Below are 18,078 nucleotides of genomic sequence, written 5' to 3'. Positions count from 1 at the left end.
CCCTGTTCCTCAGCTGGTTACCTTGATGTCCGCCACCCGGCCACGGTAGGTGCCCTCCTCGGTCAGCGGCAGCTTGGTCAGCCAGACCAGCAGGTAGCGGGTCGTGACCGACTCGGTGGGCTGGAGCGTCACCGTCGTGCCGGAGCCTTCGGCGACCTTCGTGTACGCGTCGAGGGACGTGGGTTCGGAGCCCGCTTCGCCGGAGGCGGCACGGAGCTGGACCGAGGTCTGTCCCACGAAGGTGACGGTCACCTTCCCGACCTGCTGGACCTTGCCGAGGTCGAGGATGAGGCCGAGCCCCGATTTCAGGTTCCCGAAGTTGGCGCCCTGGTAGAAGTTCGTCTCCCAGTAGGTGGAGGCGCTGTCGTCGTAGGCCTTCTGCACGTCGGCAGGCTTCTCGGAGCCGTCCCCGAGCGGATCGAAGTCCCGGGCGCCGCTGATGGCGATGGGCTGGCTGGCGGGCTTCGACGGGCTCTTCTCGTTGTCCTCCGTCGTCTGCGTCTGGTTCGTCTCGTCGGACTTGCCCTGGTCCATCAGGGCGTCCGCGAGCTGCCAGCTGCCGAGGCCGAGAGCGGCGATGAGCAGGGCGGAGACCGCCCACTTCAAAGCCTTGCCGGTACGGCTCTGCAACGGAGGCGGCGGGGTCGGAACCGGCTGGGTGATGCCCGGGTGCGCAGCGGGGCGGCCGTAGGTGCCCTGCTGGTACGTGGTGCGCTGGTACTCGGGCGGCGCGGTGAACGCCGGCTCCGGCGGGCGGATACGCGGCATCTCGGCGATCGCCTTCACCAGCTCCTCCGGAGTGGTGCAGGCGGCCTCGTGCCGGGAGGCGGTCGCCCCGTCGTTGGCGAGGGCGCGCATCGCCAGCTCCGACAGGCCGCGGTGGATGCCGGCACGCACCTGGTCGGGGGCGATCAGCCCGATGTCCTTCGGCAGCCCGGACAGGCCGTAGGCGTCGCTCTCGTACGGCCAGCGCTGGGTCAGCGCCGCGTAGAGCAGGGCGCCGATCGCCTCGGTGTCGGTGCGCTGAGGGGTGTCGGAGCCGATGCCGCGCAGGGCGGCGTTCACGGCGAGGCCGCGGATACGCCACTGGCCCGTGGAGGTGCGCAGCACGGCGTTCGGGTTGAGGCGCAGGTGCGCGAGGCCTTCACGGTGGGCGGCGGCCATGGCGGAGGCGATCTGGCTGACCATCTGGTAGGCGTCGTGCGGCTCCAGCGGCCCGGAGGCGAGGAGCGTGGTCAGCTCGGTGGCGTCGGGCAGCCACTCGTGGACGACGTAGACGAGGTCGTTCTCCTCGACGGCGTCCAGCACCTGGACGAAGCGCGGATCGCCGAGCAGCGCCGAGGAACGGGCCGCGGCCAGCACCGAACGAGCCCGGGTGTGGTCCGCGGGCAGGACGTGGACGCCGACGGCGCGGCGCAGTTTCTCGTCGACCGCACGCCAACTGCTGAAACCGTCCAGACGGGTGACACAGTCCTCGAGGCGGTAGCGTCTGGCGAGCTTGTGACCGCTGTGCAGTTCCGGCGCCGAGGCCTTCCCGGGACGCTCCGTCCCGCCACTCCCCTGTGCCTCGTCGCTGTCCGTGTCCCGCTCCCGGTTCTTGGCCACCCCGTCGGCCGTGGACTGGTCCGCCTCGGCGGTCAGCGGCTCGTCACCGCTGTTGTCTGCCACGTCGACGGCAGCCGTACTCCGTTCCGCCACCGTCGTTCCTGCCTCCCCATTCATTGCGCGCCGCCCGACCTCGTGCGCGCCGTCCGACGCCGAAACCAATTGTGCCCACAGTCCGCCGCTATGCACGACACGCAGCGGCGGACGATGGTTGTGCGCCTACCCCCTGCCTCAGCGACCCAGGCGTCCGCGGACCATGCCGACGAGCGAGTTGAGCTCCTCGATACGCATGCGGCGGGCGGCGACGTAGAAGATGCCGAGCAGAACCGCCCCGCCGGCCAGCAGCGCGGCGAAGGAACCGAGGACGCCCTGTCCCAGGCTGTGACCGATGCCGTAGCAGGCGGCGCCACTGAGCAGCGCGGCCGGCACGGAGGCGATGCTCAGCCGCGCGTAGGTCCGCAGGACGCGGGAGCCGTCGAGGTCGCCGCCGAGCCGCCTGCGCAGCCGGTTCCAGGCGACGCCGACGCCGATCGCGTAGGCCAGCCCGTAGGAGGCGGCCATACCGACCACCGCCCAGCGCGCGTCGAGCACGAAGAAACAGACCGCCGAGGCGCCGGCGTTGACGGCGGCCACGATGACCGTGTTGTAGAAGGGCGTCCGCGTGTCCTCGTAGGCGTAGAACGCGCGCAGGACGACGTACTGCACGGAGTACGGGATCAGGCCGAGGCCGAAGGCCATCAGCATGAAGCCCATGTTGGTGGCCTCGCTGGTGCCGGAGGAGCCGAAGATCAGGGTGCACATCGGGATGCCGAGCGCGAGGAACCCGAAGGCGATGGGCACGATCGCGACGGCCGTGGTGCGCAGGCCCTGGGAGATGTCGTCCCGGACCGCGCCGCCGTCGCCCTCGGCCGCCGAGCGGGAGAGGCGGGGCAGCAGGGCGGCCATCAGCGAGACGGTGATGATGGCCTGCGGCAGGCCCCAGATCAGCTGGGCGTTGGCGTAGGCCGCGAAGCCGGTGCCGTCGACGGGCGAGTCCTTGCCCGCCGCGGTGGACAGCTGGGAGACGACGATCGCGCCGGCCTGGTTGGCGAGGACGAAAAGGAAGGTCCACTTCGCGAGCGTGACGGCCTTGCCGAGGCCGTGGCCCTTCCAGTCGAAGCGCAGCCGCAGCCGGAAGCCGGTCTCCCGCAGGTACGGGATCATCGCCAGGGCCTGGACGACCAGACCCAGCAGGACGCCGACACCGAGGAGCCGCTGGCCCTCCGGCGGGATGGTCGTGACCTTCATGCCGGAGTCCGCGGCGGTGCCGTAGACGTAGATGAACATGCCCAGCGTCACGATGATGACGATGTTGTTCAGGACCGGTGTCCACATCATCGCGCCGAACCTGCCGCGCGCGTTGAGGATCTGCCCCATGACGACGTGGACGCCCATGAAGAAGATCGAGGGCAGGAAGTAGCGGACGAAGGTGATGCCGACCTCGTTGGCGGCGGGGTCGTCGGCGACCGGGGCCGACAGCAGCCGGATCAGGACGGGTGCCGCGGCGAGCGAGGCGACGGTGAGCAGGCCGAGTGCCACGACGACCAGGGTCAGCAGGCGGTTGGCGTACGCCTCGCCGCCGTCCTCGTCCTCCTTCATGGCGCGGACGAGCTGGGGCACGAAGACGGAGTTGAGGCCGCCGCCGACGGTGAGGATGTAGATCATCGTCGGCAGCTGGTAGGCGACCTGGAAGGTGTCACCGAGCAGGCCCACGCCCAGCGCCGAGACGATCAGTGCGGAGCGGATGAAGCCGGTGAGGCGCGAGACCATCGTGCCCGCCGCCATCACGGCGCTGGACTTCAGCAGGCCCGCGGCGCGTCCGCCCTTCTTCGCGGCGGGGGCCGCGGTGGGAGCGGCGGCGGGAGTGGCGGTCAGGTTCATGGTCGCGTCGGCGCCCGGCGACGGCTCCGCGGGCACCGGCGGACGGGGAGCCGCTGGCGCCTGGTACTGCGGCGCCGGTCCCTGGCCGCCCGGGGCAGGAGCGGGGCCCGGCACCGCCGGGGCGTCCGTCGGCGGCCGGGTGCCGCCCTGCTGCTGGTCCCGGAAGAGGTGCGCGAAGGCGTCGGGCTCGTGCCGCTCCTCGCCGGAGTGCGTGACCAGGTCGTCCACGCCCACGAACTGGGTCGTGCGGGGATCGTCGCCGTACGGCAGGTACTGGGTCGGGCCCTCCGGCTCGGGCGCCGGGGTCTGGGCCCACACCCGCGGGTCCGGGGCGTACGGGGACTGCTGCGGCTGGGCGTACAGCGGCTGTTGCGGCTGTTGGCTGCCCGGGGGCGGCGGGGGATGCGCGGCACGGTCGTAGAGCGCCTCGGCGACCGGATCCTGCGCGGTGAGGTCCTGGGCCCGGTAGGGGTCCTGGTCGTAGGCGTCCTGGAGGTACATGTCCGCGGGGTGCTGCGGCGGCACCTGGCCGTGCTCGGGCGGCGGGCCCTCGGGGTAGCCCGAGCTGCCCGCGGCCTGGCCGCGGTCACCGTCGTACGGCGCGTTCATGGTTACCCCACCTCATCGTCCCGGGCCCACCGGCCACGACATCCTCAACGGTCCACTCTCTCACCCGTCCCGGACGGGTCCCTGCTTTCCGCTGCGGTGTCCGGCGTCCCGTCACTCGGCTGCACCGGGTCGTCTGCCCCGGACCGGGCACCGGATTCTTCGGTGCGACGGTCCTCGGAGTCCTCCTCGGAGACCTCCGAGGACGCGGCGGTCTCGGCGGCGTCGCCCGCCTCTTCGGGGGCGTCCTCCCCGGCCTCGCGGGCCGCGGCGCGCTTGCGCTGGGTGTACATACGGAAGCCGGCCAGCACCAGCAGCAGCACACCGCCGCCGATGACCAGCATCACGGTGGCCGTGATCTCGGTGACCTTCACGTCGAAGGTGACCGGCGCGCCGTACTCGCGGCCGTCCTGGGTGTAGAGCTGGGCGACCACCGACGTCTGGCCGTTGACGTTGGCGGACGTGGTGAACTTCACCGTCGTGCTGTGTCCGCCGGAGACCGCGATGGGCTCCTGGTCGTAGGCCTTGCCGCCGATCTCGAGGCGGGTCGAGTTGGTCGAGGTGAGCCGCAGCACCAGGTGCTCGACGCCCTGTACCAGGTTGTTCTGCACGGTGACGGGGATCGTGGCGCTGCGCCCGGAGAGCTTGGTGTCCGACTTCTGGATCAGCTTGACCTGGTCGGCGAGGGTGTCGAGGTGGTCCTGGACGCCCTGGCGGAAGGAGCTCGCCGCGCTGGTCCGGCCCCGCCACGACGTGGCCATCTCACGGTTGATCGCCCGGCCGAAGGGGGTCACGACCCGGGACTCGTCGGTGAGGATGACCTTGAAGTTGTCGAGCTTGGCCTGCGTGGTCGCGATCTCCTCGAAGGCGGACCGGGGCAGCTCCCGCTTGCGCAGCGCGGAGGGGTACTTCGAGCGCGCCGGCACCTTCGTGGTGGCGCGGGGGTCGGGCTTTGCCGTCGCGGCCGCCGTGAGCTGCTGCGACTGCGACCAGGTCCCGCCTTGGAGGGCGGTGACCGCCTGCGTCATCGCCTGGGCCTGGCTCGCCGTCGGCATCCGCTGCGGGGCCACGACGATGCTGCGCTGCTTGCCCGTCTGCAGGTTCAGCTCCAGGCTCTGGGCCAGGAACTCCTGTACGGCGAGCGTGGACGCCGAGGCCCTCGTCAGATCACCCTGGAACGCCGTGGAGAGCCGCGTGTCCGCGACCACCGCCGTGGTGCCGCCGCCGATGGGGCGGGCCGCGGAGGGCGTGTACGACAGGCTGCCCGTCTCCTCCAGGCTGTCGCCGCGTGCGATCACCTTGTCGGCACCGGCGGAGGTGGCGACCTTGACGATCGACGGGTCGACGGCACCCTCCACCGGCCAGGCGAAGTCGGTGCTCGGGGTGACGTGGAGCACCGTCTCCACCGTGGTGGCGGCGACATCGGTGGCCGCCTTGAGCTGGCTCAGCGAGCCGGTGACACCGGTGCCGTTGTGGGCGAGGGAGGCCAGGTCGGGGTCGGCGAAGGGCAGGGCGACGACCTCCTTGCCCTGCACGGCGCTCTGCAGGTCGCCCAGCCACTGCTTGGCGATCGCCTGGTGGGTGCCGGCCGTGGTGGTGGTGCCGGCGCCGCGGACGTCGTAACGGCCAGTCATGGCGTCCACGGACGCCAGCAGGTCCGGGTCGATCACCCAGGTGACGTCGAGAGCCTTGCCCAGGGTGACGAGCTGGTCCAGGCGGCCGCCGGGCGAGATCTCCTCGGCGAGGTCGTCATGGAGGAAGACGGGCGTCTGCTGCTCGTTGGAGCCCGTCTCCGCCGTCATGTGGACGGTGGACATCAGCGGCCACAGCACGGTCGTCTTCGTCGCGGTGTCCGCCTTGCCGGGATGCCAGGGCAGGAACGTCCGCTGGATGCCGAGCATCTGCTCCCACGGCTTCGCGGCGGTCTCGCCCGAGAGCGAGACGCTCAGGGGGTAGACCCCGTCGTCCTCGAGATCGAGCTTGTCGACCGGTACGGAGATGCTGAAGTGCTGGGCGACGCCCGGCGTGAGCTTGGCGAACGTGGCGACGTACTTGCCGCCCACCTCGGACCCGGCGGCGCCCGACAGGTCGTCGGCGTTCTTGGCGACGGTGTCGATCGCCGACCGGGTGGTGAGCGCGGATCCGACCCGCAGGTCGACCTGTGCGTCGGTGACTGCCTGTTTGCCGTTGTTGGTCACTGTGCCGGACACGGTCAGCGTGTCCCCGTCGGTGGGGACGCTGGGGCTGAGTGAATCCACGGAGACGGCCACCGTGCCCGCGCCGGATGCCTCTCTGGCGGACGCCTGTCCGTCGGCCTGCGCCGGGGAGGCGGGCAGCTGGAGCAGACCGGCCAGCAGAGGCGCCCCCGCGAGCAGTGCTCCGGTGCGCCGCAGCCACCGGCGGGCAGGTGAGGGAGTCATCCCCGGGATGTCTGCCGCCTCGGCCACGCGTTCGTCCGTCCCTCGTCGTCGTTCAGTGGTCCTCGGAAAGTGCGTCCACGCATGGTAACGATGTGCGCTGAGGGTAAGTGCCGCGGAGTGCTCCACAAGATCGGAGGAAACGGCCGGGCCGCCCTCTATGTGCCCGTATAAAGAGGAGAGCCCGGGTACGTCAGGAGTGCTCATCTTGCGCGGCTGTCGGGGGAGGTGTCCGACCCCCTTAATCGAGGCGCCCGTGGCGCGCCGGGCCACGTACCCTCTTCTGTTGTGCCGAACGCCAACGAAGACAACCCCAGTGCCCTGAGCCAGGTGCAGCACCGCGCGGTGAGTGAACTGCTGCGGGTCGCCCCTGTCGCCGACGACCTCGCCCGCCGTTTCAAGGAGGCCGGGTTCTCACTCGCCCTGGTCGGCGGCTCGGTCCGGGACGCGCTGCTCGGCCGGCTCGGCAACGACCTCGACTTCACGACGGACGCCCGTCCCGAGGACGTCCTGAAGATCGTCCGGCCGTGGGCGGACGCCGTCTGGGAGGTCGGGATCGCCTTCGGCACCGTCGGCGCGCAGAAGAGCGGCTATCAGATCGAGGTCACCACCTACCGGTCGGAAGCCTACGACCGGACTTCCCGCAAGCCCGAGGTGTCGTACGGCGACTCCATCGAGCAGGACCTCGTCCGCCGTGACTTCACCGTCAACGCGATGGCCGTGGCGCTCCCGGAGAAGGTGTTCATCGACCCGCACGGCGGCCTCGACGACCTCGCGGCCCGTGCGCTGCGCACCCCGGGCACTCCCGAGGAGTCCTTCTCCGACGACCCGCTGCGGATGATGCGCGCCGCGCGCTTCGCCGCCCAGCTCGACTTCGAGGTCGCCCCCGAGGTCGTCACGGCGATGACGGAGATGGCCGGCCGGCTGGAGATCGTCTCCGCCGAGCGGATCCGGGACGAGCTGAACAAGCTGATCCTGTCCGCACACCCGCGCAAGGGGCTGACGCTGCTGGTGGACACCGGCCTCGCCGCGCACGTTCTGCCGGAGCTTCCCGCCCTGCGGCTGGAGAGCGACGAGCACCACCGCCACAAGGACGTCTACGAGCACACGTTGATCGTTCTGGAGCAGGCGATCGCACTGGAGGAGAACGGCCCCGACCTCACCCTCCGACTGGCCGCGCTCCTCCACGACATCGGCAAGCCGCGCACCCGCCGCTTCGAGAAGGACGGTCGGGTCTCGTTCCACCACCATGAGGTGGTCGGCGCGAAGATGACCAAGAAGCGCATGACGGCCTTGAAGTACTCCAACGAACTGGTGAAGGACGTCTCACGCCTGGTCGAACTGCACCTGCGCTTCCACGGGTACGGCACCGGCGAGTGGACCGACTCCGCCGTCCGTCGCTATGTACGGGACGCGGGGCCGCTGCTCGACCGTCTCCACAAGCTGACCCGCTCGGACTGCACCACGCGCAACAAGCGCAAGGCGGTCGCTCTGTCGCGCGCGTACGACGGGCTCGAGGAGCGCATCGCCCAGCTGCAGGAGCAGGAGGAGCTGGACGCGATCCGTCCCGACCTCGACGGCAACCAGATCATGGAGATCCTGGGGGTCGGCCCCGGTCCCGTCATCGGCAAGGCGTACAAGCATCTGCTGGAACTGCGACTGGAGAACGGGCCGATGGAGCACGACGCGGCGGTGGCGGCGCTCAAGGAGTGGTGGGCCGAACAGAGCTGAGGCAGAGAAACGAGGTCATGTTTCACGTGAAACATGACCTCGCGCAGATACAGCGAGGGGCGATGTTTCACGTGAAACATCGCCCCTCGGTGTGGGTGCCGTGCGACTACTTGACTTCCTTGAGGCAGAGGACGACGTTGTGGCCGCCGCCCACCTGGTAGTAGGAGATCGTCGCTTCCTTGACGGCTTCACACTTGCTGTCGTCGCTGGTGTCGTCGAACTTCTCGACGACCTGGAACTGGGCATCGCCCGACGAGCAGTCGACCTCGTTGAGGTCCGCGTTGGTGTCCGTGCCGTCGTTGTGCATGCAGGCGCCCACCGAAGTGGTCTCGGCGTCCGTCCGGTCCGCCCACCAGCCGATGCCGAACTTCACGCCCAGGACGAGTATGCCGACCACGACGATGCCGAGGATCCGCACCACCTTCTTGCGCCCGCGGCCCGTCGGCGCGGGCGGCGGGGGAACGGGGGCGCCCTGGTTCGGGAACGGCGCGTACGGCTGCTGTGGGACTCCCGGCTGCTGGGGGATTCCCGGCTGACCGGGCTGCTGACCCGCGGGTCCGGTGGGCGTCTGGGCGTACGGGTTCTGGCCCGCGGGCGGAGTGGTCACTTGGGGGTCCCCCTAGAACAGTGGTGCGCATGGCGCGAAATAAGACGCACGTAAAGTACAGGCCGCCACTGACAACGCCCTAGCTGAGGACCACGCTGTGGCGCTTATGTGACACTTACCGGACGCCGAAACGGGCCATAGCTGTAGCAACTGCCCCGTAGATCACGGCCACCGTGACCACCAGCGCCACCGACCGGCCGTCCGGCGGCAGCATCAGGGCGGCGACCCCCGCGGCGCCTACGAAGGCGACGTTGAAGAGCACGTCGTAGAGGGAGAAGATCCGACCGCGGAAGCCGTCGTCGACCGAGGACTGCACGATCGTGTCCGTGGCGATCTTCGCGCCCTGGGTGGTCAGACCCAGCACGAACGTCGCCACCAGCATGGGAGCCGTGGCGAAGGGGACGCCGAGGGCCGGCTCCAGGACCGCGGCGGTCCCCGCGCACACGACGATCCAGCCGCCCGGACCGAGCCGTCCGACCGCCCCCGGTGTCACGACGGCCGCCGCGAAGAAGCCGGCGCCGGAGATGCCCAACGCCACCCCCAGCAGGGCCAGTCCTTCGTCGGGATCCGAGGTCAGGGCGTACCGGCACAGCATCAACAGCATCACCAGCAGCGCGCCGTAGCAGAACCGCATCAGCGTCATCGCGCCGAGCGCCCAGGCGGCCTTCCGGCGGGCCGGCTCGGCGAGATGGCGTACACCCGCCACCAGGTCGCGTGCGGTGCCGGCCATCGCCGCCGCGAGCCGGGACCGCACCAACGCGGGGTCGGGCCCGAGCAGTTCCCTCGCCATGCGCAGCGAGGCGAGCGCCGCGCACAGGTACAGCGAGGCGCCCAGCAGCACGACGGCCGCGTCGGAGTCCGCGACCACCAGCCGGACGACGAAGGCGAGGCCGCCACCCGCCGTCGCGGCCAGGGTTCCGGCGGTCGGGGAGAGGGAGTTGGCCATCACCAGGCGCTCGGCGTCGACCACGCGGGGCAGAGCGGCGGACAGGCCCGCGAGGACGAAGCGGTTGACCGCGGTGACGCACAGCGCGGAGGCGTAGAAGAGCCAGTCGGGGACGTGGCTGATCATCAGGACGGCCGTCACCGAGGCCAGGAGGGCCCGCAGCAGGTTGCCGTGGACGAGGACCTGGCGGCGGCGCCAGCGGTCCAGCAGGACGCCGGCGAAGGGGCCGACGAAGGAGTAGGGCAGCAGCAGGACCGCCATCGCCGAGGCGATCGCGGCGGCCGAGGCCTGCTTCTCGGGGGAGAAGACGACGTACGTGGCGAGCGCGACCTGGTAGACGCCGTCCGCGCACTGCGAGAGCAGTCGTACGGCCAGCAGACGCCGGAAGTTGCCGAAGCGCAGCAGCACGCGCAGATCACGGACGACGGGCATGGGGCACAGCCTCACATACGGAGAGGGTCCCCGGGCCATCAGACCCGAGGACCCTCTTCAGCCCTGGCAGGAGCGACTCAGCGACGAGCTTTAGCGCTCGACCTCACCCTTGATGAACTTCTCGACGTTCTCGCGGGCCTGGTCGTCGAAGTACTGGACCGGCGGGGACTTCATGAAGTAGCTGGACGCCGAGAGGATCGGGCCGCCGATGCCGCGGTCCTTGGCGATCTTCGCGGCGCGCAGGGCGTCGATGATGACACCCGCGGAGTTCGGGGAGTCCCAGACCTCGAGCTTGTACTCCAGGTTCAGCGGGACGTCACCGAAGGCGCGGCCCTCGAGGCGGACGTACGCCCACTTGCGGTCGTCGAGCCAGGCGACGTAGTCGGACGGTCCGATGTGGACGTTCTTCTCGCCGAGGTCCCGGTCGGGGATCTGGGAGGTGACGGCCTGCGTCTTGGAGATCTTCTTCGACTCGAGGCGGTCGCGCTCGAGCATGTTCTTGAAGTCCATGTTGCCGCCGACGTTCAGCTGCATCGTGCGGTCCAGGACGACGCCCCGGTCCTCGAACAGCTTCGCCATGACGCGGTGCGTGATGGTCGCGCCGACCTGGGACTTGATGTCGTCACCGACGATCGGGACGCCCGCCTCGGTGAACTTGTCCGCCCACTCCTTGGTGCCGGCGATGAAGACCGGGAGGGCGTTGACGAAGGCGACCTTGGCGTCGATGGCGCACTGGGCGTAGAACTTCGCCGCGTCCTCGGAGCCGACGGGCAGGTAGCAGACGAGGACGTCGACCTGCTTGTCCTTGAGGACCTGGACGACGTCGACCGGGGCCTCGGCGGACTCCTCGATGGTCTCGCGGTAGTACTTGCCGAGGCCGTCGAGGGTGTGGCCGCGCTGGACGGTGACACCGGTGGTGGGCACGTCGCAGATCTTGATGGTGTTGTTCTCGGACGCGCCGATGGCGTCCGAGAGGTCCAGGCCGACCTTCTTCGCGTCCACGTCGAACGCGGCGACGAACTCGACGTCACGCACGTGGTAGTCGCCGAACTGCACGTGCATCAGGCCCGGGACCTTGGACGCCGGGTCGGCGTCCTTGTAGTACTCCACGCCCTGCACCAACGACGCGGCGCAGTTGCCCACGCCGACGATGGCTACGCGAACCGAACCCATTCCGGTTGCTCCCTGTGTGTACGAGTGAGGCCCTGAGTGGGCGCTCACGTGGCGGTGTCGTCGGGCGTATCCGTCCCGGGGGTGTCCCCGGGACGGGGCAGGCCGCCCGTCGCTCCAGATGTGGTGTCCTGCTGAGCGGACCCCCCGGAGGCGGAGCCCCTCAGGTCCCGTCCGGCCCGCTCGCTCTCGATGAGCTCGTTCAGCCAGCGCACTTCGCGCTCCACGGACTCCATACCGTGGCGCTGGAGCTCGAGCGTGTAGTCGTCGAGGCGCTCTCGGGTGCGCGCCAGAGAGGCGCGCATCTTCTCCAGACGCTCCTCCAGCCGGCTGCGGCGGCCTTCCAGGACGCGCATGCGCACATCGCGGGAGGTCTGCCCGAAGAAGGCGAAGCGAGCGGCGAAGTGCTCGTCCTCGTACGCGTCGGGACCCGTCTGCGAGAGCAGCTCCTCGAAGTGCTCCTTACCTTCCGCCGTCAACCGGTAGACGATCTTGGCGCGGCGGCCCGTGAGGGGAGCGGTGAGGGGGTCCTCCGGGGTGTTCCCCGCCTCCTCGATCAACCAGCCGTTGGCGACCAGCGTCTTGAGGCAGGGGTAGAGCGTGCCGTAGCTGAACGCGCGGAACACACCCAGTGACGTATTGAGTCGTTTGCGCAGCTCATAGCCGTGCATCGGGGACTCGCGGAGCAGGCCGAGTACGGCGAACTCGAGGATCCCGGAACGCCGGCTCATCGGTCGCCTCCTCTCTGCCGCGGCCCGTGGTGACGGGCGCCCTGACGTTTTTATGCCGCGCTGATGTATCGACTCGATACATCACGACGATAGAACGGCCTCCCGAATGCGACAAGAGGGGGGATGGTGAACGGGATCACATCACCGATTCATCCGAGCCTCTTTGTCTGGTTTGAGGTGAACCACGGGACTAGGCGGGTTTTGACGGTGCGTAGTCTGTGCGCCATGCACACCACCGGGACTCGCGTGACGCCGGGGGGCGTCGAGTTCCCCGGTGCGGTACGGGTGAATGCGCCAGCGAGCGCATCCGTACTTCGGGGGGACAGGAAACCAGCCGCCGTTTCCAGGCGCGCACGGGTGCGCCTGCCCGAGGAGTAATCGTTCGATGAGCGAGCACCGTCGCAAACCGCCGCAGCCGCAGGGAGGCGGACGTGCCGCGGCCCGACGCGGCCCGTCCGGCTCGTCCTCCGGCCGCCGTGCGGCACCGCGAGGCGCCACCGGGTCTCCTTCCGACTACGGGTTTGGCCACGAGCCGGAAGACGAGGAGCGGTCGTACAGCGGCCGCGCCGATGCCCGGCGGGCGGCACAGAGAAGCACGGGTGGCCGGCGCAGAGCGGCCGAGCCCTCGGGAGGCCGCCGCGGCGGCCCGGCCGGTCCCCCCGGCCGGGGCAGGGGGCGCGCCGCGCCCGGCAGGAATCGCCTGGTCGACTATCCGCGCGCCGACAAGTACGGATGGCGCCGCTGGGTGCCGTCCTGGAAGCTCGTCGCCGGCCTGTTCGTCGGCTTCGTCGGCAGCCTGGTCGCCGTGGCGGGCATCGGCTACGCCATGGTGAGCGTCCCGAAGGTCGACGAGACGGCGACGGCGGAGAACAACGTCTACTACTGGAAGGACGGCAGCCAGATGGTTGCCACCGGTGGTGAGACGAACCGCCAGATCATCGACCTCGCGCAGATCCCCGAGGCGATGCAATGGGCGGTGATCTCGCAGGAGAACAAGACCTTCCGCGACGACAGCGGCATCGACCCCAAGGGCATCGCGCGCGCCGTGTTCAACATGGCCCGGGGCGGTCAGACCCAGGGTGGCTCGACCATCACCCAGCAGTACGTCAAGAACGCCATGCTGAACGACCAGTCGCAGACGATCTCCCGGAAGTTCAAGGAGATCTTCGTGTCGATCAAGGTGGGAGCCACGGTCGACAAGGACCAGATCATGGCCGGCTACCTGAACTCCGCGTACTACGGGCGCAACGCCTACGGGATCCAGGCCGCGGCCCGCGCCTACTTCAACAAGGACGCCATCGAACTCAACCCGGGTGAGTGCGCCTTCCTGGCCGCCATGCTGAAGGGCGCCACGTACTACGACCCCGCGGGTTCGGTGTCCATCGACACGTCCGCGACGCCCCAGGCCAACCGCAAGCGCGCGCTGGTGCAGATGCAGGACACGCTCGACAAGATGGTCGAGTACAAGCACCTGAGCCCCGAGGTCCGGGCCAAGTACACCACGCTCCCCAAGTGGCAGAACCCGCGCTCGAACACCCAGCTGAGCGGGCAGATCGGTTACCTCGTCGACCTCGCCAACAGCTACGTGGTGACCCACAGCGAGGAAACGGGGATCACCCAGGACAAGCTGCAGCAGGGTGGCTTCTCGATCTACACGACCTTCGACAAGAAGAAGGTCGAGGAGCTCACGAAGGCTGTCTCCAAGGTCTACAAGGCCAACATCAAGCCGGAGCAACGCCCGGACACGGACACGCACGTCCAGTTCGGTGGCGCGTCCGTCAATCCGGAGACCGGTGCCATCGAGGCCATCTACGGCGGTGAGGACGCGACCAAGCACTTCACCAACAACGCCGACCAGACCGGTGCCCAGGTGGGTTCGACGTTCAAGCCGTTCGTGCTCGCGGCCGCGATGTCGTGGGGCGTGCGCGATCCCGACCTGGGCTCCTCGCAGGCGCAGGACGAACGCACCATCGTCTCTCCCAAGAGCCTGTTCAGCGGCAAGAACAAGCTCAAGATCAAGAACTACGACGGGACGATCTGGAAGAACGAGAAGGGCGAGGAGTGGCTGCAGACCAACGACGGCAACGTCTCGCTCGGCTCTCCGCCGGACTACAAGATCGACCTGCGTGAGGCGATGCGTGAGTCGGTGAACTCCGCCTTCGTGCAGCTCGGCATGGACGTCGGCCTGGACAAGGTGAAGGAGGCCGCCGTCAACGCCGGCGTGAAGGAGAGCACCCTCACCGGCAACACCTTCCCGTCGTTCTCGATCGGCATCTCCGACCCGAGCGCGATCCGGATGGCCGGCGCCTACGCGACCTTCGCGGCCAGCGGCAAGCAGCGGGACCCCTTCTCCGTCCAGAAGGTCACGAGCAAGGACGGCGTGATCTACACGCACAAGCCCGACACGAAGCAGGCTTTCACTTCGAAGGTCGCCGACAACGTCACGGACGTCCTGAAGACCGTGGTCGAGAAGGGCACGGGTACCGCCGCCCAGCTGGACGGCCGTGAGGTGGCCGGCAAGACCGGTACCACCGACGGCAACAAGTCGGCCTGGTTCGTCGGCTACACGCCGCAGCTGTCGACCGCGATCACGATGTTCCGGTACGACGACGACGAGACGAAGAAGAACCGCACCTTCCTCGAGATGTTCGGAACGGGTGGCCAGGAGAAGATCCACGGCGCCTCGTTCCCGGCGGAGATCTGGCACGACTACATGGAGAAGGCCATGAAGGGCCTCCCCGTGGAGACGTTCCCGGCCCCCGAGCCCATTGGCGAGGTCCTCAACGAGGACCCGGCGCCGACTCCCACCCCGTCGGTCACCGAGACGGAGGAGGAGAGCCCGTCGCCGTCCCCGACTCCCAGCGAGACGGAGACCGAGCCCTCGCCCTCCCCGAGCGAGACGTGCACCAACTTCTTCAACTGTGACGACACCGCGGGCGGTGCGAACGGCGGAGCGACGGATGGCGGTACGGGCGAGACGAGTCCGTCGCCGTCCCTCACCGAGACCGAGGACGCCACCAGAGGTAATCAGAACGGCGGCATCTTCGGAGGCCCAGCCGGTTAGTGCACCATCGCCCGACGAGGGCGTTTCACGTGAAACATGCGGATGTTTCACGTGAAACGAGGGCCGTCCCGCTGGAGCAGCGGGGCGGCCCTCGGCCTTTTCCTAGGTCCGTACGGCAGGATGTGGCCCATGCCCAGTGCAGAATCGACGCCGGCGCGCGTCCACGAGCCGGACCCGGTGCGGCCGACCAGGGACGACGAGGTCGCTGCGGCCGGCAGTGAGCTGATCGGCGGTCCCCTCGGACGGCGGGCCCTGACCGGGACGTCCTGGCTGACTCCCGTACGGGTCGTCGCGCTCGTGGCGATCGGGATGTTCGCCCTCGGACTGATCCAGAAGGCGCCCTGCTACAACGGCGCCTGGTTCTTCGGCGCCAGCTCCCAGTACACGCACGCGTGCTACTCGGACATCCCCCACCTCTACCAGGGGCGTGGGTTCGCCGACGGGCTCGTGCCGTACTTCGACAAGCTCCCCGGCGACATGGACTACCTCGAATACCCGGTGCTGACCGGCGTGTTCATGGAGGTGGCCAGCTGGCTGACACCGGGCAGCGGCAGCATCCAGTACCAAGAGCAGTGGTACTGGATGGTCAACGCCGGGATGCTGATGGCGTGCGCGGCGGTCATCGCCGTCTGTGTGGCCCGTACGCACGCCCGGCGCCCCTGGGACGGTCTGCTGGTCGCTCTGGCGCCCGCCTTCGCGCTGACCGCCACCATCAACTGGGACCTGCTGGCGGTCGCTCTGACGGCCGTGGCGATGCTGATGTGGTCGCGGGGCCGGTCGCTCGCCTTCGGTGTCCTGCTGGGGCTCGCCACGGCCGCCAAGCTCTATCCGGTCTTCCTGCTCGGGCCGTTGTTCGTGCTGTGCTGGCGTGCGGGGAAGTGGCGGGCGTTCGGCACCGCCCTGGGCGCGGTGATCGTCTCCTGGCTGGTGGTGAACCTGCCGGTGATGCTCTTCGCCTTCGAGGGCTGGTCGAAGTTCTACACGTTCAGCCAGGAGCGGGGAGTCGACTTCGGCTCCTTCTGGCTCATCCTGGCCCAGAACTCCAGCGACCCCCTCACCACCGAAAGCGTCAACACGCTGGCCACGCTGCTGGTCGGGGTGAGCTTCCTGGGCATCGCGGGGCTCACGCTCACCGCTCCGCGCCGGCCCCGTTTCGCCCAGCTCGCGTTCCTGATGGTGGCGGCCTTCATCCTGACCAACAAGGTCTATTCGCCGCAGTACGTACTGTGGCTGGTGCCGCTGGCGGTGCTGGCCCGGCCGAAGTGGCGGGACTTCCTGATCTGGCAGGCGTGCGAGGTGGCGTACTTCCTGGGGATCTGGATGTACCTCGCCTACACCACCAGCGGAGATGCCCACAAGGGTCTGCCGACCGACGGCTATCACTGGGCCATCGCGGTGCACCTGCTGGGGACGCTGTACCTGTGCGTCATGGTCGTGCGGGACATCCTGATGCCGGAGCGGGACGTGGTGCGGCAGGCCGGCGACGACGATCCCTCGGGCGGTGTGCTCGACGGTGCGGAGGACGTCTTCGTCCTCGGCGCGGCGGCCCATCCTCCCCAGCACACGGCCCAGGGAGACGGACCGCCTGTGGAGTGGGGCAAACAGGGCGCGACCGACGGTTCGCCCTGAGCGAACAGCGCGCTGCCCGGTCATGCGAAAGGCCGTACACGAAGGCGTCGTGTACGGCCTTTGCCGTGCTCGTAGCTGTGGAGGTCAGCGGTCCACGAGCCGGTCGAACTGGGTGGTGGTGTGCCGCAGATGGGCCACCAGCTCGTCGCCGACCGTCGGTTCCGGAGCGTCCGAGGGCACGAACAGGATGGACACCTGCATGTGCGGCGGCTCGGCGAACCAGCGCTGCTTGCCGCCCCAGACGAACGGTGAGAGGTTCCGGTTCACCGTGGCGAGACCGGCACGGGCGACGCCCTTGGCGCGCGGCATGACGCCGTGCAGGGCCTTCGGGGCCTCCAGGCCCACACCGTGCGACGTACCGCCCGCCACGACCACCAGGAAGCCGTCGGAGGCGGCCTTCTGCTGCCGGTAACCGAAGCGGTCGCCCTTGGCGACGCGCGTGACGTCCAGGACGGCACCGCGGTACTCGGTGGCCTCGTGGTCCCCCAGCCACAGTCGCGTGCCGATGCGGGCGCGGAAGCGGGTCTGCGGGAACTGCTGCTGGAGCCGGGCGAGTTCATCGGCCTTGAGGTGGCTGACGAACATGGTGTGCAGCGGCAGCCGGGCCGCGCGCAGCCGGTCCATCCAGCCGATGACCTCCTCGACGGCGTCCGAGCCGTCGGTGCGGTCCAGCGGCAGATGGATGGCGAAGCCCTCCAGCCGGACGTTCTCTATGGCGGCGTGCAGCTGGGGCAGGTCCTGCTCGCTGATGCCGTGCCGCTTCATCGAGGACATCACCTCGATCACCACGCGGGCGCCCACGAGGCCGTACACACCGTCGACCGACGACACCGAGCGCACGACGCGGTCGGGCAGCGGCACGGGCTCCTCGCCCCGCCGGTACGGCGTCAGCACCAGCAGGTCACCGCCGAAGAAGTCCTTGATGCGCGCGGCCTCGTACGTCGTGCCGACGGCGAGGACGTCCGAGCCCAGCCGGGTCGCCTCCTCCGCCAGCCGCTCGTGCCCGAAGCCGTAGCCGTTGCCCTTGCAGACCGGGACGAGCCCGGGGAACTGCTCCTGCACGTGCTTGTGGTGCGCCCGCCAGCGCGCGGTGTCGACGTAGAGCGTGAGCGCCATGGCCGGACCTGGAACCTTTCTCGTGGCTGCGGTGTATCAGGGTGAGGGAGCTGTCGGAGCTGGTGACGCCGTCGGGGATGACGCCATGGAAGCGGCGAACGGCG

11 protein-coding genes are annotated in these 18,078 nt (G+C 69.4%); 3 read left to right on the top strand and 8 right to left on the bottom strand.

Translation table 11 applies throughout. The features are described from left to right. Nucleotides 1–9 precede the first annotated feature (9 nt). The 3 genes from ACF1A1_RS05565 to ACF1A1_RS05555 all read right to left on the bottom strand — a co-directional run bounded on the left by ACF1A1_RS05565 (nt 10) and on the right by ACF1A1_RS05555 (nt 6,578). On the bottom strand, nt 10–1,698 hold the full coding sequence (locus ACF1A1_RS05565; protein WP_391645741.1) for a protein kinase family protein: 1,689 nt from the start codon (nt 1,696–1,698) through the stop codon (nt 10–12). A 138-nt stretch (nt 1,699–1,836) separates the two neighbouring features. Further along, complete coding sequence (gene murJ / locus ACF1A1_RS05560) at nt 1,837–4,134, bottom strand: murein biosynthesis integral membrane protein MurJ (RefSeq protein WP_391645739.1); 2,298 nt, start codon at nt 4,132–4,134, stop codon at nt 1,837–1,839. A gap of 44 nt (nt 4,135–4,178) precedes the next feature. Continuing rightward, nucleotides 4,179–6,578, bottom strand: a complete 2,400-nt coding sequence (locus ACF1A1_RS05555; RefSeq protein ID WP_391645737.1) for a DUF6049 family protein — start codon at nt 6,576–6,578, stop codon at nt 4,179–4,181. Between the two features lie 258 nt (nt 6,579–6,836). Between ACF1A1_RS05555 and ACF1A1_RS05550 the strand changes: the two genes are divergently transcribed. Next, on the top strand, nt 6,837–8,279 hold the full coding sequence (locus tag ACF1A1_RS05550) for a CCA tRNA nucleotidyltransferase (RefSeq protein WP_391645735.1): 1,443 nt from the start codon (nt 6,837–6,839) through the stop codon (nt 8,277–8,279). A gap of 106 nt (nt 8,280–8,385) precedes the next feature. Here ACF1A1_RS05550 and ACF1A1_RS05545 read toward each other — a convergent pair whose 3' ends face one another. The 4 genes from ACF1A1_RS05545 to ACF1A1_RS05530 all read right to left on the bottom strand — a co-directional run bounded on the left by ACF1A1_RS05545 (nt 8,386) and on the right by ACF1A1_RS05530 (nt 12,165). After that, on the bottom strand, nt 8,386–8,886 hold the full coding sequence (locus ACF1A1_RS05545) for a hypothetical protein (RefSeq protein WP_391645733.1): 501 nt from the start codon (nt 8,884–8,886) through the stop codon (nt 8,386–8,388). 115 nt (nt 8,887–9,001) lie between these two features. Beyond that, nucleotides 9,002–10,264, bottom strand: coding sequence for an MFS transporter (locus ACF1A1_RS05540; protein ID WP_391645731.1), 1,263 nt, complete (start codon nt 10,262–10,264; stop codon nt 9,002–9,004). A 90-nt stretch (nt 10,265–10,354) separates the two neighbouring features. Continuing rightward, entirely contained in the window at nt 10,355–11,437 is a 1,083-nt protein-coding gene (locus ACF1A1_RS05535) for an inositol-3-phosphate synthase (protein WP_391645729.1), read from the bottom strand. A 44-nt stretch (nt 11,438–11,481) separates the two neighbouring features. After that, the gene (locus ACF1A1_RS05530; RefSeq protein ID WP_391645727.1) at nt 11,482–12,165 is read right to left on the bottom strand and encodes a helix-turn-helix transcriptional regulator; all 684 of its coding nucleotides are present in this window, start codon (nt 12,163–12,165) and stop codon (nt 11,482–11,484) included. Between the two features lie 385 nt (nt 12,166–12,550). Between ACF1A1_RS05530 and ACF1A1_RS05525 the strand changes: the two genes are divergently transcribed. Together ACF1A1_RS05525 and ACF1A1_RS05520 are read left to right on the top strand one after the other, a co-directional pair. Then, the gene (locus ACF1A1_RS05525; protein ID WP_391645725.1) at nt 12,551–15,229 is read left to right on the top strand and encodes a transglycosylase domain-containing protein; all 2,679 of its coding nucleotides are present in this window, start codon (nt 12,551–12,553) and stop codon (nt 15,227–15,229) included. A 120-nt stretch (nt 15,230–15,349) separates the two neighbouring features. Continuing rightward, nucleotides 15,350–16,858 carry a glycosyltransferase family 87 protein gene (locus ACF1A1_RS05520; protein WP_391645723.1) on the top strand — a complete coding sequence of 503 codons (1,509 nt, stop codon included), beginning with the start codon at nt 15,350–15,352 and terminating at the stop codon, nt 16,856–16,858. A gap of 84 nt (nt 16,859–16,942) precedes the next feature. On the opposite strand, the gene ACF1A1_RS05515 is transcribed toward ACF1A1_RS05520, so the two are convergent. Continuing rightward, nucleotides 16,943–17,974: an alanine racemase gene (locus tag ACF1A1_RS05515; protein ID WP_391645722.1), complete on the bottom strand. Its 1,032-nt coding sequence runs from the start codon at nt 17,972–17,974 to the stop codon at nt 16,943–16,945. Nucleotides 17,975–18,078: the final 104 nt, after the last annotated feature.

This window comes from Streptomyces sp. NPDC014995, assembly GCF_043080745.1.
Classification (GTDB): domain Bacteria; phylum Actinomycetota; class Actinomycetes; order Streptomycetales; family Streptomycetaceae; genus Streptomyces.
Note: the sequence above shows the minus strand (reverse complement) of the source record. Positions and strands in the feature narration are given on the sequence as shown.

Bases quoted from the DNA above. Each gene is read 5' to 3' on its own strand.
- ACF1A1_RS05535 (WP_391645729.1), bottom strand. From the start codon at position 11,437: ATGGGTTCGGTTCGCGTAGCCATCGTCGGCGTGGGCAACTGCGCCGCG.
- ACF1A1_RS05525 (WP_391645725.1), top strand. From the start codon at position 12,551: ATGAGCGAGCACCGTCGCAAACCGCCGCAGCCGCAGGGAGGCGGACGT.
- ACF1A1_RS05520 (WP_391645723.1), top strand. From the start codon at position 15,350: ATGTGGCCCATGCCCAGTGCAGAATCGACGCCGGCGCGCGTCCACGAG.
- ACF1A1_RS05530 (WP_391645727.1), bottom strand. From the start codon at position 12,165: ATGAGCCGGCGTTCCGGGATCCTCGAGTTCGCCGTACTCGGCCTGCTC.
- ACF1A1_RS05540 (WP_391645731.1), bottom strand. From the start codon at position 10,264: ATGCCCGTCGTCCGTGATCTGCGCGTGCTGCTGCGCTTCGGCAACTTC.
- murJ (WP_391645739.1), bottom strand. From the start codon at position 4,134: ATGAACGCGCCGTACGACGGTGACCGCGGCCAGGCCGCGGGCAGCTCG.
- ACF1A1_RS05515 (WP_391645722.1), bottom strand. From the start codon at position 17,974: ATGGCGCTCACGCTCTACGTCGACACCGCGCGCTGGCGGGCGCACCAC.